13 protein-coding genes are annotated in these 13,975 nt (G+C 72.4%); 6 read left to right on the top strand and 7 right to left on the bottom strand.

Features of this window, described 5'->3' with window-relative positions:
* Nucleotides 1–382: 382 nt before the first annotated feature.
* The gene (locus tag ABZ098_RS40135) at nucleotides 383–1,192 is read right to left on the bottom strand and encodes an SDR family oxidoreductase (protein ID WP_356599121.1); all 810 of its coding nucleotides are present in this window, start codon (nucleotides 1,190–1,192) and stop codon (nucleotides 383–385) included.
* A gap of 63 nt (nucleotides 1,193–1,255) precedes the next feature.
* Between ABZ098_RS40135 and ABZ098_RS40130 the strand changes: the two genes are divergently transcribed.
* On the top strand, nucleotides 1,256–2,041 hold the full coding sequence (locus ABZ098_RS40130; protein WP_356599119.1) for a helix-turn-helix transcriptional regulator: 786 nt from the start codon (nucleotides 1,256–1,258) through the stop codon (nucleotides 2,039–2,041).
* A 171-nt stretch (nucleotides 2,042–2,212) separates the two neighbouring features.
* On the opposite strand, the gene ABZ098_RS40125 is transcribed toward ABZ098_RS40130, so the two are convergent.
* Entirely contained in the window at nucleotides 2,213–4,315 is a 2,103-nt protein-coding gene (locus ABZ098_RS40125) for an MMPL family transporter (RefSeq protein ID WP_356599117.1), read from the bottom strand.
* A gap of 199 nt (nucleotides 4,316–4,514) precedes the next feature.
* Here ABZ098_RS40125 and ABZ098_RS40120 point away from each other — a divergent pair, with 199 nt between their 5' ends.
* Entirely contained in the window at nucleotides 4,515–4,922 is a 408-nt protein-coding gene (locus ABZ098_RS40120) for a VOC family protein (protein WP_356599115.1), read from the top strand.
* 9 nt (nucleotides 4,923–4,931) lie between these two features.
* Here the strand turns inward: ABZ098_RS40120 and ABZ098_RS40115 are convergent, their stop codons facing one another.
* The 4 genes from ABZ098_RS40115 to ABZ098_RS40100 form a co-directional block, all read right to left on the bottom strand.
* A complete protein-coding gene (locus ABZ098_RS40115) occupies nucleotides 4,932–5,600 on the bottom strand; it encodes a response regulator transcription factor (protein ID WP_356599113.1) in 669 nt (222 codons plus the stop codon).
* Nucleotides 5,597–6,793 carry a histidine kinase gene (locus tag ABZ098_RS40110; RefSeq protein ID WP_356599111.1) on the bottom strand — a complete coding sequence of 399 codons (1,197 nt, stop codon included), beginning with the start codon at nucleotides 6,791–6,793 and terminating at the stop codon, nucleotides 5,597–5,599. Before ABZ098_RS40110 ends, ABZ098_RS40115 begins: the two co-directional genes overlap by 4 nt.
* 203 nt (nucleotides 6,794–6,996) lie before the next feature.
* Nucleotides 6,997–7,818 carry an IclR family transcriptional regulator gene (locus ABZ098_RS40105; RefSeq protein ID WP_356599109.1) on the bottom strand — a complete coding sequence of 274 codons (822 nt, stop codon included), beginning with the start codon at nucleotides 7,816–7,818 and terminating at the stop codon, nucleotides 6,997–6,999.
* Entirely contained in the window at nucleotides 7,815–8,234 is a 420-nt protein-coding gene (locus ABZ098_RS40100; protein ID WP_356599107.1) for a MarR family transcriptional regulator, read from the bottom strand. The genes ABZ098_RS40105 and ABZ098_RS40100 overlap by 4 nt, the downstream gene beginning before the upstream one ends.
* A 218-nt stretch (nucleotides 8,235–8,452) precedes the next feature.
* Here ABZ098_RS40100 and ABZ098_RS40095 point away from each other — a divergent pair, with 218 nt between their 5' ends.
* From ABZ098_RS40095 to ABZ098_RS40080, 4 genes are read left to right on the top strand one after another with little or no spacing between them, the layout of a single operon-like run.
* Nucleotides 8,453–9,370, top strand: coding sequence for an SDR family oxidoreductase (locus ABZ098_RS40095; protein ID WP_356599105.1), 918 nt, complete (start codon nucleotides 8,453–8,455; stop codon nucleotides 9,368–9,370).
* Nucleotides 9,370–10,245, top strand: a complete 876-nt coding sequence (locus tag ABZ098_RS40090) for an amidohydrolase family protein (protein WP_356599103.1) — start codon at nucleotides 9,370–9,372, stop codon at nucleotides 10,243–10,245. The genes ABZ098_RS40095 and ABZ098_RS40090 overlap by 1 nt, the downstream gene beginning before the upstream one ends.
* A 10-nt stretch (nucleotides 10,246–10,255) precedes the next feature.
* On the top strand, nucleotides 10,256–11,758 hold the full coding sequence (locus ABZ098_RS40085) for a long-chain fatty acid--CoA ligase (protein WP_356599101.1): 1,503 nt from the start codon (nucleotides 10,256–10,258) through the stop codon (nucleotides 11,756–11,758).
* 8 nt (nucleotides 11,759–11,766) lie between these two features.
* Entirely contained in the window at nucleotides 11,767–12,222 is a 456-nt protein-coding gene (locus ABZ098_RS40080; RefSeq protein ID WP_123764195.1) for a MaoC family dehydratase, read from the top strand.
* Between the two features lie 77 nt (nucleotides 12,223–12,299).
* On the opposite strand, the gene ABZ098_RS40075 is transcribed toward ABZ098_RS40080, so the two are convergent.
* Entirely contained in the window at nucleotides 12,300–13,970 is a 1,671-nt protein-coding gene (locus ABZ098_RS40075) for a histidinol-phosphatase (RefSeq protein WP_356599099.1), read from the bottom strand.
* Nucleotides 13,971–13,975: the final 5 nt, after the last annotated feature.

The following is a 13,975-nucleotide window of genomic DNA, read 5'->3' as shown; positions in this document are numbered from 1 at the left end:
CGCTGGGGGCGTGCGCTGACCGGCCGAACCGGCGGGGGCGCGTGCCGCCTCCGGGGACCCGTGTGGGCGGGGTGCACCTGAACTCCCGGGCCACGGTGCTGCGTTCGGCCGTCAGGGGTTGGGTCTCCGGGCAGGGTGGCGGCACGGCTCGGGGGCCCGTGCAGGCCGGTGACCGGTGCGGATGAACCGCCGTTTCCCCGGCAGTCGTGTCGTCGATGTGCTCGCCGAACTCCCGTACTCTGACGTCCTGTTCGGCTGTCATGGGGTCGGGTCATCGGGTCCCGCGCAGACCGGTGACCGGTGCGGATGAAACCCCGTGCCCCCGCACCCGCGCCGGCGACGTGCTCGACGAACTCCCGCACAGTGCACCGGGTTCGGCCGGTCAGGCCCTCGCGGCGAGGGGGCGCCACTCGTTCCAGGTGTCGAGGCGCCGGCGGTAGGCGGCTTCCACGACGGGGTAGGGGTACGTGCCCAGGAACAGCCGTAGGGGCGGTTCGTCGGTGTCGACCAGTTCGAGGATGATCTCGGCGGTGGCGGCGGGGTCCTGGGGTGCGCGGGCCGCGGCCCCGGCCCGGCGTGCCTCGCGGATCGGCTCGTAGGCGTCGAGGGGCTCCGTGTGCACCGCGGAGGAGCCGGACCAGTCGGTGCCGTACGGGCCGGGTTCGACGATCGTGACGCGGACGCCGAGCGGGCCGACCTCCTGGGCGAGCGCCTCGCTCATGCCCTCCAGCGCCCACTTGGAGGCGTTGTAGAGGCCGAGGGAGGGGAAGGCGGCCAGGCCTCCGAGGCTGGACACCTGGAGGATGTGCCCGGCGCCCTGGGCGCGCAGGACGGGCAGAGCCGCCTGGGTCACCCACAGCGGACCGAGCACGTTCGTGTCCAACTGGGCGCGGGCCTGTTCCTCGCTGGTCTCCTCGACCATGCCGAACAGGCCGTAGCCCGCGTTGTTGACGACCACGTCGAGGCGTCCGAAGGTGTCGGCGGCCCGGCGGACGGCGGTGAAGGCGGCCGCGCGGTCGGTGACGTCGAGGGTGAGGGGCAGGACGCGGTCGCCGTAGGTGTCGGCGAGCGGCTTCAGGGACTCGACGCGGCGGGCGGTGGCGGCCACGCGGTCGCCGCGGGACAGTGCGGCCTCGGCCCAGATCCGGCCGAAGCCGCGGGACGCGCCGGTGATGAACCAGGTCTTCTTCATGCCCTCGACCCTGCGCCCCGCACCGATCGGCAGCCAGCACCCCCGCAGGGTTACCCTTCCGCCATGGCGGCCGACAACGCGCTCGGAGAGTTCCTCAAGGCCCGGCGGGGACGGGTCCCGCCCGCGCACGCGGACCTGCCCGCCCACGGCAGGCGCCGGGTCGCGGGACTGCGCCGCGACGAGCTGGCCCGGCTGGCCGGCATGAGCGAGCCCTATCTGACCCGACTGGAACAGGGCGTCGACCGGCATCCGTCGCCGCAGGTGCTGCGGGCGCTCGCCCGCGCGCTGGAGTTGGACGACGACGCCCGCGCGCACCTGTTCGCGCTCGCCGCACCCGGCCCCGTACCGCCCGGCGAGACCGAAGTCGCCCCGGACGTGCACCAGTTGCTCGACGCCTGGGCCGGCACCCCGGCGTATGTGCGCGACCGGCGGTTCGACGTGCTGGCCGCCAACAAGTGGGCCCGCGCGCTCGCCCCGATGTACGAGCCGGGGCACAACCTGGCCCGGGACGTGTTCCTCGACCCGGCAGCCCGCAGGCTGTTCCCGGACTGGCCCGAGATCGCCGCGCAGACCGCCGCGGCCCTGCGCGCCGAGGCCGACCCGCGCGATCCCCGGGTGGCGCGGCTCGTCGCCGAGCTGGAGGCGGACGAGGACTTCCGCGGCCTGTGGGCGCGGCACGACGCACGGCCCTCCCGTGACGAGCTCAAACGCTTCGCGCACCCGGTCGTGGGTGAACTCGCCCTGCGGCGGCAGGCGCTCACCGTCGGGGGCGCCGAGCAGCAGGTGATCATCGTCTACCAGGCGGCGCCCGGCAGCCCCTCCGAGACCGCTCTCGCCAGGCTTCTGTGACGGCTCAGACCGCGCTGCCCGCCTTCCAGTCCGACCAGGACGGAATCGCCGGGCCGCCGGCTGAGATTCCGATGAGGAGAGCCCGAGGGGTGCCTGGACCGCCGACGGACACGCGGCAACGGCGGTGCCCCGGCGCTGACCATGAGCGCCGGGGCACCGCCGTCCCTCGCGTCAGGCGTTCGCCGACACGGACCGCTCAGGCGTGGGCGCCTCCCGCAGCCCGAACCGGTCGTGCGCCCTGCGCAGCGGCTTCGGCGCCCACCAGGCGCGCCGGCCGAGCAGCGCCATGGTCGCCGGGACCAGCAGCATCCGTACGACCGTCGCGTCGATCAGCACCGCCAGGGTCAGGCCGAGACCGATCTGGAGGATGGGGGAGAAGCCGCCGGTCATGAAGGCGCCGAACACGACCGCGAGGAGCAGCGCGGCACAGGTGACCACCCGCCCGGACCGGCGCAGCCCGGTCACGACAGCCTCCTGGTCGTCCCCGTCGCGCTGCCGGGCCTCCCGCATCCGGGCCAGGATGAACAGTTCGTAGTCCATGGCGAGCCCGAAGGCGATCGACACGATCAGCGGCGGGGCGGTCAGGCTCAGCGCGCCCAGCCCCTCACCCCCCAGCAGTGCGGCCCCGTGCCCGTCCTGGAACACCCACACCACCACGCCGAGCGCCGCGCCCAGGCTGAGCAGGGTGGTCGCGATCGTGCGCAGCGGGATCAGCACCGAGCCGGTGAAGGCGAACAGCAGGACGAAGACGGCGGCCAGGACGGTCAGCGCCGCCCAGGGCGCCCGGTCGGCGAGCATCGCGCGGAAGTCGACCAGCCGGGCCGCGACCCCGGTCACCTCGACGGGCTCGTCGCCACGCACGTCCCGTACCCGTTCGACCAGGGCGGTGGCCGCCCCGCCGTCCACGCTGCCGGACGGCTGGAGCTCCACGACCGTGTCGCCGCCCGGCAGCCGACGGGACTCGGCGTCCGGGGTCAGGGCGCGGATCCGGTCGGCGGTCGCGGTGTCGGTGCCGGGCTTGAGGAGGACGATCACGGGGGAGACCCCGGTGCCCTTCGGGAAGTGCGCGTCCACGGTGTCGTACAGCTGCCGTGCCTCGGTGCCGGAGGGCAGTTGCCGGGCGTCACCGATGGCGATGCGCAGGCCGGTCAGGGGCAGCGCGAGGAGCAGCAGGACCGGGACGACGGTGACCAGGACGGCGATCCTGCGGTGCTGCGCGAAGCGGGCGAGGCGGGCGAAGACACGGCCCTCCTCGTGCTCGGAACGCGCCTTCGAGGGCCGGATGCGTCCGCCGAACCTGGTGAGCAGCGCGGGCAGCAGGGTGACCGCGGCCAGCATGTCGACCACCACGACGGCGGCGACGGCCAGGCCCATGCTGCGCAGGAACACGCTCGGGAAGACCAGCAGCCCGGTCAGGCTGACGGCCACGGTGAGCCCGGAGAACAGGACGGTCCGGCCCGCCGCGTCGACCGTGCGGTGCACGGCTCGCACCACATCGTCGGTGTGCCGTCGCTCCTCCCGGAAACGGACCAGCATCAACAGGGCGTAGTCGACGGCGAGTCCGAGGCCGAGCATGGTGGTGACCTGGATCGCGTACACCGAGATGTCGGTGACCTGGCTGAAGGCGAACAGTCCCAGGAAGGCGCCCGCGATCCCGCTCACCGCGATCACCAGCGGCAGCGCGGCGGCGCGCAGTCCGCCGAACACGACCAGCAGCAGGGCGAGGACGACCGGAAGGGAGATCAACTCGGCGTTCTTCACGTCCTGTTGGGCCCGCTCGCCGAGCTGCCGACCGAGCAGTTCGCCGCCGCTGACGTGGACGTCGGGCGCGTCGATCCGCTTGACGGTCTCGACGACCGTGTCCGTCGCCCTCTCCTCGGCCTCGTCGCCGAGGCCGCCCTCGAAGGTGACGGGGATGATGAGGGCCTGTCCGTCCCGGGCAGTGAGACCGGGGGTGGTGTACGGGTCCGGTACGTCGGCCACCCCGGCGATCTCGCGGACCTCGGCGACGGTCCGCTCGACCTGGGCGCGCAGGGCCGCGTCGGAGACGGCCTCGCCCGCGACGACCGCGGTGACGGACTCGCCGGACGGGTCCACGCCGGAGAGATGGTCGTCGGCCCGGTCGGACTCGGTGCCGGGCACGTCGGGCACGTCGTCGGAGAGGTCGGCGAAGACGCCCGTCCCGAGGCCGAAGCCCAGCAGCAGGAAGGCGGCCCAGAGGCCGATGACGGTCAGCGGGCGGCGGGTCGCTGCCCGGGCGAGTGTGGAGAGCACGGGGGCCTCCCGGCGGGGTCGGCGGTGGTTGCTGGCACCGTCAGACTGCTGCCGCGGGCCTGATCACCGGATCGCCGGGACGGGCGGTTTCGGGGCCTCCGCCGTACGGGTGAGACGGGGTGCTCCCTCACTCCCCGGAGGGAGGAATCTTCGGTACCGGTCCGGGAGTTGACCGGACAGACACCATCGAGGAGGCCGTATGTCCGAGGTACCACCCGCTGTCCGTGAACTCCGGCTCGTCGTCACGGCGGACGACTACGACGAGGCGTTGCGCTTCTACCGGGACGTCCTGGGGCTGCCCGAACGGGCCGCTTTCTCCTCGCCCGACGGGCGGGTCACCATCCTGGAGGCCGGACGCGCCACGCTGGAGCTCACCGATCCGAACCATGCCGCGTTCATCGACGAGGTGGAGGTCGGACGGCGGGTCGCCGGGCACATCAGGGTGGCCTTCGAGGTCGACGACTCGACCACCACCACGGCCAGGCTGGCCGAGGCGGGCGCGGACGTGGTCGCCGAGCCGACCCGCACGCCCTGGAACTCGCTCAACTCCCGCCTGGAGGCGCCCGGTTCGCTCCAGCTCACCCTCTTCACCGAACTCGGCGACTGAACTCGGCACCTAGGGAGCGCCCGGGGTCACCAGACCCGTCTCGTACGCGCAGATCACCGCCTGCACCCGGTCCCGCAGCCCCAGCTTGCTCAGCACGTTGCTGACATGGGTCTTGACCGTGTGCTCGCTCACGAAGAGCGCCGTGGCGATCTCCGCGTTGGACAGGCCCCGGGCCAGCATCCGCAGGGTCTCCACCTCGCGGGCCGTCAGGACGTCCAGGCGGTCGGGGGTGGCCCCGGTGGCGGCCTCCTCGCGGCGGCGGCGCACGATGTCCGCGACCAGGCGGCGGGTCACGGTCGGCGCGAGCAGCGAGTCGCCGGCCGCGACCACGCGGACCGCGTGCACGAGGTCGTCCCGGCGCACGTCCTTGAGGAGGAAGCCGCTGGCTCCCGCGTACAGCGCGTCGTACACGTACTCGTCGAGGTCGAACGTGGTCAGCATGACCACCTTGCAGCTCGACCGGGCGCACACCCGCCGGGCCGCCTCCAGACCGTCCATGACCGGCATCCGGATGTCGAGGAGGAGGACGTCGGGCGTGTGCCGCTGGACCCGGTCGACCGCCTCGGCGCCGTCCCCGGCCTCGGCGACCACCTCGATGTCCTGCTGCGCCTCCAGGATCATGCTGAAGCCGCTGCGGACCAGTTCCTGGTCGTCGGCGACGACCACCCGGATGCTCACCCGAGGGCCGCTTCCCGGTCCGCGGACGCGGGCAGCCGTACGACGACCCGGAAGCCCCCCTCAGGGCCCGGCCCGGCCTCCGCGCCGCCCCCGCAGGCGGCCGCCCGCTCCCTGAGGCCGATCAGTCCGTGCCCGCCCTCCGTGCGCGCGGGGCCTCGCCCGTCGTCGGTCACCGTGAGGGTCAACCCGTCCTCCGCCCAGTCGAGTTCCACCTGTGCGCAGGAAGCGTACGCGTGCTTGACCGTGTTGGTCAGGGCTTCCTGCACCGCGCGGTAGGCGGCGACCTCGGTGTCCGGGGGGAGCGGGCGCGGCCGGCCGTGGACGCTCAACTCGACCCGCAGGCCCGTCGATTCGGCCACCTGACGGACCAGATCGGGCAGCCCGGCGAGATCCGGCTGAGGGACCCGGGCGCCGCCGCTCCGGCGTTCCTCCTCCTTCAGCACGCCGAGGATCCGCCGCAGTTGGGTCATCGCGTCCCGGCCGCTGGCCGCGATCGCGTCGAACACGGCCTCGGCGCGGGCCGGATCGCTGCGCACCACGACCGGACCGGCCTCCGCCTGGACGACCATCAGGCTCACCGCGTGCGCGAGGATGTCGTGCATGTCCCGGGCGATGCGGGAGCGTTCCTGGGCGATGGCCCGCGCGGTCTCCGCGGCCCGCTCCCGTTCCAGTCGGCGGGCCCGGTCCTCGACGGCGGCGGTGTAGGCGCGCTGGAGGCGGGCCAGGCCGCCGAGGCCGTAGGCGCAGATCATGCCGGTGATGTGGAAGGCGTACTCGAAGGGCTCGGAGTGCTCCTTGTGCTGCATGGTCAGCACCGCCCCCAGCAGCCAGCCCGCCAGCATGCTGCGGCGCTGCCAGGGCAGGCCCTGGGCGGCCATGGTGTAGAGGACGACGAGCCCGCCGTAGAGCACGTCGGGGGGTGGCGCGTGGTAGTAGGCCATCGCCGTGGTGGCCACCGAGACGGCCACGGCGCAGGAGTAGGGGAAGCGGCGGCGCCAGACCAGGGGGACGGCGGTGGCGGCCCCCAGCAGCCAGCCCGCCAGGGTCAGCCGGTCGTCGCCCTCGTCGGGGAACATCCACTGCAGGGACGCGGCGAACAGCACCAGCACGGCGAGCGCGCTGTCGACGACGTACGGGTTCGTCGTCCTCAGGCGGGTCACGACGGGGGCGTACCAGGACCGGGCGGCGGACATGAGCGGCTCCTCGGGGCCGGGGCCGTTCCAGTATCACGACACCGGCGGCGCCGGGACCTCACCGATGAGAGGGATATCCGGGGCCGGAACGCGGGGCGTGTGCGCGGGCTGCCGACCAAGGCGTACCAGGGCCGGGTGGCGGAGCGGCGGCTCCTCGGCGCCGGGGCCGTTCGAATATCACCGACGCCGAGGCGGCCGGGACCTCACCGGTGCGAGGGATGCCCGGTGCCCGCCGGGGGCGTGACCGTCGGCTGCCAGCCGAGTGCCCGTGAGATCCCGAGCGCGGCGAGCCGTACCGCCGGGATCAGCGTCGGCACCTGGGCGTCGGCGTGGGGCACGACGACCGACACGGCCGCGACCACCGTCCCGTCGGGTCCGCACACGGGGGCGGCCACCGACAGGGCGTCGTCGGTGACCTGGCGGCTGCTCACCGCGACTCCGGTGCGGCGCACCTCGGCCAGGACCCGGCGCAGCTGCACCGGCTCGGCGATGGTGTGCGGCGTGAAGACGGCGAGCGGACTCGCGCAGTACTCCTCCTGCTCCCGTGGCGCGCAGTGCGCCAGCAGGACCAGGCCGACCCCGGTGGCGTGCAGCGGCCAGCGCGCCCCCACCCGGATGTGCACACCGACCGACGAACGCCCCGCGATCCACTCGATGTAGACGACGTCCGAGCCGTCCCGCACCGCCAACTGCACGTTCTCGTGGGTGGCTTCGTACAGGTCCTCCAGGTACGGCAGCGCGAGCTGCCTGAGCGCGACCCCGCGCGGCGCGAGCGCGGCGACCTCCCACAGGCGGAGCCCGACGTGGTAGACCCCGGCCTCGTCACGCTCCAGCGCGCCCCAGTCGGCCAGCGCGCCCACCAGCCGGTGCGTGGTCGTCAGGGTCAGCCCGGCCCGCCGGCTGATGTCGGTCAGGGACAGCGCCGGATGGTCGTGGTCGAACGCGGCGAGCACGGACAGCAGGCGGTCCGGGGCGGTGGCGGCGCCCCGGCCCGAGCGCGGTCGGGAGTCCGGAAGGGCGGTCATGGCTGGTCGGCGACTCTCAGCAGGAGGGCCTGGAGGGTGTCGCGCTCGGCGGGGTCCAGCGGCGCGAGCAGGTCGTTGGTGACCCGTCTGCCCGCCTCGTCGGTGCCGCGCAGGAAGGCCCGGCCCTGGTCGGTGAGGACGACGATCTTGCTGCGGCGGTCGTCGGGGGAGGGGCGGCGCTCGGTCATGCCCAGCTTCTCCAGGTCGTCGACCAGGCCGACGATCGCGCTGGGGTCGTAGCCGAGCCGGGTGCTCAGCTCGCGCTGGAGGGCGCCCTCGGACCCGGCGAGGTAGCGCAGCACCGCGTAGTGCCGCAGCCGTAGCCCCGACTCCTGGAGGAAGGTGTTGAACAGCTGACCCGAGCGCAGGCCCAGGCGGTACAGCAGGTAACCGGTGTCCGCGTGCAGCCCGCGCATCCACGGCTCCTCCGAGTCGATGGGCTTCGGGGTGACGTGCTGGCGTGTGATGGCGGGCTCCTCGTGCTCGGTGTGTCAGGGAGATTCCAGCATGACGCACCCGAAGGTCGCCAACAACTATTGACGTCACCAATTATTGCTCTTAGCTTCGATCTCGTAGCCGCACCCCGGCGACATGAAGCCGCACCCCCAGCATCCGTTCGTGAAGGGACCCGCTCGTGCCCAGCATCGATCTCACCGGCAAGGTCGCCGTCGTCACCGGCAGCGGCCGGGGCCTCGGCCTCGCCTACGCGCACGCCCTCGCCGCCCACGGCGCCTCCGTGGTCGTCAACGACGTCGACGAGGCGGTCGCCGAGCAGGCCGTGAAGTCCATCGCGGAGGCGGGCGGCACCGCCGTCGCCGAGGTCGTCCCGGTCGGCACCACCGAGGCCGCCGAGCGCCTGGTCAACAGGGCGGTGGAGGAGTTCGGACGGCTCGACGTCCTGGTCACCAACGCGGGCATCCTGCGCGACAAGGTCCTGTGGAAGATGACCGACGACGACTTCGACGCGGTGATCGCCACCCACCTCAAGGGCACCTTCACCTGCGCCCGCGCCGCCGCCGTGCGGATGCGCGAGCAGGGCGAGGGCGGCACCCTGATCCTGGTCGGGTCCCCGGCCGGACAGCGCGGCAACTTCGGGCAGACGAACTACGCCGCCGCCAAGGCCGGCATCGCCGCCTTCGCCCGCACCTGGTCCATGGAGCTGGGTCGCGCGAACATCACCGTCAACGCGATCGTGCCGGTCGCGGCCACCGCGATGACCGAGACCATCCCCGCCTTCGCCCCGTACATCGAGGCCATGAGGAACGGCGAGCCGCTGCCGGACTTCCTGCGCAAGGGCGAGGGCTTCGGCACCCCCGAGGACTGCGCGGCCCTCGTCCCCTTCCTCGCCTCCGAGGCCGCCCGCTCCATCACCGGCCAGGCCATCGGCATCGGCGGCGACAAGGTGGCACTCTGGTCCCATCCGCAGGAGATCAAGGCGGCGTACGCGGACGGCGGCTGGACCCCCGAGACCCTGGCCGACGCCTTCCCCACCTCGGTCGGTGCCGAGCTCCAGACGGTCGGCATCCCGGCGCCGAAGTTCCCGGAGGCCTGATGAACATCGAGGACCTGGTCGCCATCGACGTCCACACCCACGCGGAGGTGTCCTCCAAGGGCCACTCCTCCCTGGACGACGACCTCCACGACGCCTCCTCCGCCTACTTCAAGGTCGAGGGCAAGCGGAAGCCGACCCTGGAGGAGACGGCGGCCTACTACCGCGAGCGGAAGATGGCCGCGGTGATCTTCACGGTCGACGCCGAGTCCGCGACCGGCACGGCCCCCGTCCCCAACGAGGAGGTCGCCGAGGCGGCCGCCGCCAACTCCGACGTGCTGATCCCCTTCGCCTCCATCGACCCCTTCCGGGGCAAGGCGGGCGTGAAGCAGGCCCGCCGCCTGGTCGAGGAGTACGGGGTCAAGGGCTTCAAGTTCCACCCCAGCATCCAGGGCTTCTTCCCCAACGACCGCTCGGTGGCCTACGACCTCTTCGAGGTGATCGAGGAGACGGGCACCATCGCCCTGTTCCACACGGGTCAGACGGGCATCGGTGCCGGGGTCCCGGGTGGCGGGGGGATCAGGCTGAAGTACTCGAACCCCCTCCACGTCGACGACGTCGCCGCCGACTTCCCGCACCTGAAGATCATCCTGGCGCACCCGTCGTTCCCCTGGCAGGACGAGGCCCTCGCCGTCGCCACGCACAAGCCGGGCGTCCACATCGACCTGTCCGGCTGGTCGCCGAAGTACTTCCCGCCGCAGCTCGTGCAGTACGCGAACACCCTGCTCAAGGACAAGGTCCTCTTCGGCTCCGACTTCCCCGTCCTCACCCCCGACCGCTGGCTCGCCGACTTCGAGAAGCTGTCGATCAAGGACGAGGTGAAGCCGAGGATCCTCAAGGAGAACGCCGCCCGTCTGCTCGGGCTGACCAAGCCGTAAGGGGCCCCAGATGCGCAACGAGGGACTGGGTTCGTGGCCCGCACGCCGGGCCCGCAAGACCCCGCACCGCACCGCCCTGATCCACGGCGACACGACGGTCACGTACGCCGAGCTGCACAGCCGCGTCATCCGCCTCGCGCACGCCCTGCGCGCCCGGGGCATCCGGCGCGGCGACCGGGTCGCCTACCTGGGCCCCAACCACCCCTCCTACCTGGAGACGATGTTCGCGGCGGGCACCCTCGGCGCGGTCTTCGTCCCCCTCAACACCCGCCTCGCCGGACCGGAGATCGCCTACCAGCTCTCCGACTCCGGGGCCAGGGCGCTTGTCTACGGCCCCTCGCACGCGGGGCTCGTCGCCGGGCTCCCGGGCAGCACCGATGTGCGGACGTACGTCGAAGTCGGCGCCGAGTACGAGCAGTTGCTCGCCGACTCACCGGCCGAACCGATCGACGAGCCGGTCACGCCCGACGACACCTGCATCATCATGTACACCTCGGGCACGACCGGGCGGCCCAAGGGCGCCATGCTCACCCACGGCAACCTGACCTGGAACGCGATCAACGTCCTCGTCGACACCGACCTGATCGCCGACGAACGCGCCCTGGTCTCCGCCCCGTTGTTCCACACCGCCGGCCTGAACATGCTGACCCTCCCGGTGCTGCTCAAGGGCGGCACCTGCGTCCTGGTCGAGGCCTTCGACCCGAACGCCACCTTCGACCTGATCGAACAGCACCGGATCACCTTCATGTTCGGGGTGCCGACGATGTTCGAGCAGGTGGCGAGGCACCCCCGTTGGGCGGACGCGGACCTGTCCTCGCTGCGGATCCTGACGTGCGGCGGCTCCCCCGTGTCGACCCCTCTCATCGCCGCCTACCAGGCGCGCGGACTCACCTTCCTCCAGGGCTACGGCATGACGGAGGCGTCACCCGGGACCCTCTTCCTGGACGCCGAGCACGCCATCAGCAAGGCGGGGTCGGCGGGCGTGCCGCACTTCTTCAGCGACGTCCGGGTGGTACGGCCGGACCTCGCGCCCGTCGACGTCGACGAGACCGGCGAGGTCGTGCTCCGGGGCCCCCACGTCATGCCCGGCTACTGGGGGCTGCCCGAGGAGACCGCGGCCTCCTTCGCGGACGGCTGGTTCCGCAGCGGGGACGCGGCCCGGGTCGACGAGGACGGATACGTGTTCATCGTCGACCGCATCAAGGACATGATCATCTCCGGGGGCGAGAACATCTACCCCGCCGAGATCGAGGACCTGCTCCTCGGCCATCCGGACATCGCCGAGTGCGCGGTCATCGGCGTCCCGGACGAGAAGTGGGGCGAGGTGCCGCGGGCGGTCGTCGTCCCCCGCGAGGGCGCCACCCCCGACCCCGACGAGGTCCTGGCCTCCCTGGCCGGCCGGCTCGCCAAGTACAAGATCCCCAAGTCGGTGGTGGTCGCGGACGAACTCCCGCGCACCGCCTCCGGAAAGCTCCTCAAGTCCCGGGTGCGCAAGCGCTACGGCAACAGTTAAGGAACCCCATGAGCCTCACCGTGAACGGCCTCGACGAACTGAAGAAGCTCGCCGGCAGCGACCTCGGCACCAGCGAGTGGATCGAGGTCACCCAGGAGCGCATCGACACCTTCGCCGACGCGACGGGCGACCACCAGTGGATCCACGTGGACCCGGCGCGCGCCGCCGAGGGCCCCTTCGGCGCCCCGATCGCCCACGGCTACCTCACGTTGTCGTTGTTCATCCCCCTGTTCACCGAGCTGCTGGACGTCCAGGGCGTCACCACGAAGGTCAACTACGGCCTGAACAAGGTCCGTTTCCCCTCCCCGGTGAAGGTCGGCTCCCGCATCCGCCTGGTCGCCAAGCTCACGGAGGTCGAGGAGGTGCCGGGCGGCGTCCAGATCACCGTCGACGGGGCGATCGAGATCGAGGGCGGCGCGAAGCCGGCGGCGGTGCTGCAGAGTCTTTCCCGGTTCTACGCCTAGGAAGTGCCGGCCGTGGGGAACTGCGGGACCGCTGTGGCTGGTCGCGCAGTTCCCCACGCCCCTTTGGGGCGCTGACCTCAGCCGGTGACGTCGACGAAGACGGGGTTCGAGTAGAACCACGTGTCCGCCCACGGGTCCCCGTCGCCGGGCTCGTGGGGAATCGGGCCGTGCGGGTCGACCGAGGCACCCAGGTATCCCGTACCGTGCCGCTTGCCGTCGCTGCCGCGCAGCCGGACGTAGAAGGACTCGTCCCCGGCGGTCAGCGGGATGCGCAGGGTGTACGTGCCCTTCCGGCCCGACACGTCCTTCGTCGCCACGACCTTGGTGTCGGGCGCCCGCCAGGTGTCCCGGTCGGCCACCGGGCCGCGCACCGCGCCCCGGATGACGTCCACGTGCGCCAACTCGGGCAGGATTCCCTGCGGGTTGGGGCGGGAGGCGGACGTGACCGTCACGTACAGCGTGATCCGCTCGCCCTTGCGGACCCGCAGCCGCCCGCCCAGCGTGACACCGCGCCCGGGGTCGCAGTCCCGCTTCACGCGCACGTCGAGCCCGTCGAGCAGATGCCCGTGGTCCGCCCAGACCCGGCCCGCGCGCAGGCCCGCCATCACCGCGCGGTAGCCGTACCGGGTCACGCCGACGTGGGTGCGGCTGAACTCGCCGGGCCAGAAGTCGCTGCCGGGCTGCGGGGTGTCGGTGTTCACCGGGTCGGGCAGCTTGCCGGTGTTGTCGAAGTTCTGCCCGGTCGGCCAGTCGCCGTTCTTCCAGGTGTCGAAGACGGTGCGGTGGTTGTCGGAGTTCGTGGTGATCGAGAACAGGCTGCCTTCGGCCAGCATCGAGTCCCACAGCCCGCCGACGGTCGCCGTCGCCCAGTCGAAGCCGCCGTACGTCACATACGCGTCCGCCGGATAGCCCGGCCAGGACTGCGCCGTCGGCTTGTTCTCGTACTCGCCGCGGATCGAGGTCGCACCGCGCCAGCCGGGGATCGCCGCACCCTGGGCGCCCGGTGCGCCCTCCATGCCGATCATGATCTCGGGAGATGCGTCCCGCCAGGCCCGCATCTCGTGCGGGGAGTCGATACCGAGCCGCAGCGGGTGATTGGCGATGACGAGGACGTCGTCGACGTAGCCCGAACGGCGCTGCTCCGCGAGCCACTTGATCGCCTTGACGGCGTGGGCCTCGTTGCGCGCGGTGTCGGCGGCGCCCACGGATCCCTCGGTGTAGCCGAGCAGCTTGCCGTCGTAGGCCAGCTCGAACCGCGTGAGCAGGTCGGTCTCGTGCGGCCCGGGAGCCGCGAACACCGTGCAGTGCTCGGCGGCCGGGATGTACCACTCCAGGCCCTGGAAGATCAGCTGGCGCGGGTTCTCCGCGCGCGCCTTGACTATCTCCGCGTGCTCCAACGCGGCGCCGTAGTAGGCGTGTCCGAAGTTGGAGTGCTCGTTGAACACCATCCAGTCGAGGCCGTACCTGGCGGCGGCCTGCGCCTGCTGGGAGAAGGTGTACTTGGCGTCGTGGCTGTACACGGAGTGGACGTGGTGGTCGCCCACCAGGTAGGCCAGGCGCGGGTCCTCGCCGCCGAGGCCCGGGCGCCGTGGCGAGGCCAGCGCGGGGGTCGCCGCCGAGCCGAGCGCGAACGCGGCGCCGAACAGGCCCGCGCGGCGCAGGAGCCCGCGCCTCGACACACCCTGGGCGTCGAGGTCGGCGGGGGAGACGGAAGGGTCGGCCCAGGAGGGCAACTGCTGCTCGGTCATGGTGG

Origin of the sequence: Streptomyces sp. NPDC006335 (assembly GCF_040612795.1) — a bacterium.
Lineage (GTDB): Bacteria > Actinomycetota > Actinomycetes > Streptomycetales > Streptomycetaceae > Streptomyces.
The sequence above is the reverse complement of the archived record's forward strand: the minus strand, read 5'-3'. Positions and strand labels throughout refer to the sequence as shown.

What these genes read in the sequence shown, in the direction of transcription:
- ABZ098_RS40080 (WP_123764195.1), top strand. Translation starts at nt 11,767, where the DNA reads ATGAGCCTCACCGTGAACGGCCTCGACGAACTGAAGAAGCTCGCCGGC.
- ABZ098_RS40090 (WP_356599103.1), top strand. Translation starts at nt 9,370, where the DNA reads ATGAACATCGAGGACCTGGTCGCCATCGACGTCCACACCCACGCGGAG.
- ABZ098_RS40110 (WP_356599111.1), bottom strand. Translation starts at nt 6,793, where the DNA reads ATGTCCGCCGCCCGGTCCTGGTACGCCCCCGTCGTGACCCGCCTGAGG.
- ABZ098_RS40120 (WP_356599115.1), top strand. Translation starts at nt 4,515, where the DNA reads ATGTCCGAGGTACCACCCGCTGTCCGTGAACTCCGGCTCGTCGTCACG.
- ABZ098_RS40100 (WP_356599107.1), bottom strand. Translation starts at nt 8,234, where the DNA reads ATGCGCGGGCTGCACGCGGACACCGGTTACCTGCTGTACCGCCTGGGC.
- ABZ098_RS40075 (WP_356599099.1), bottom strand. Translation starts at nt 13,970, where the DNA reads ATGACCGAGCAGCAGTTGCCCTCCTGGGCCGACCCTTCCGTCTCCCCC.
- ABZ098_RS40105 (WP_356599109.1), bottom strand. Translation starts at nt 7,818, where the DNA reads ATGACCGCCCTTCCGGACTCCCGACCGCGCTCGGGCCGGGGCGCCGCC.
- ABZ098_RS40085 (WP_356599101.1), top strand. Translation starts at nt 10,256, where the DNA reads ATGCGCAACGAGGGACTGGGTTCGTGGCCCGCACGCCGGGCCCGCAAG.
- ABZ098_RS40130 (WP_356599119.1), top strand. Translation starts at nt 1,256, where the DNA reads ATGGCGGCCGACAACGCGCTCGGAGAGTTCCTCAAGGCCCGGCGGGGA.
- ABZ098_RS40135 (WP_356599121.1), bottom strand. Translation starts at nt 1,192, where the DNA reads ATGAAGAAGACCTGGTTCATCACCGGCGCGTCCCGCGGCTTCGGCCGG.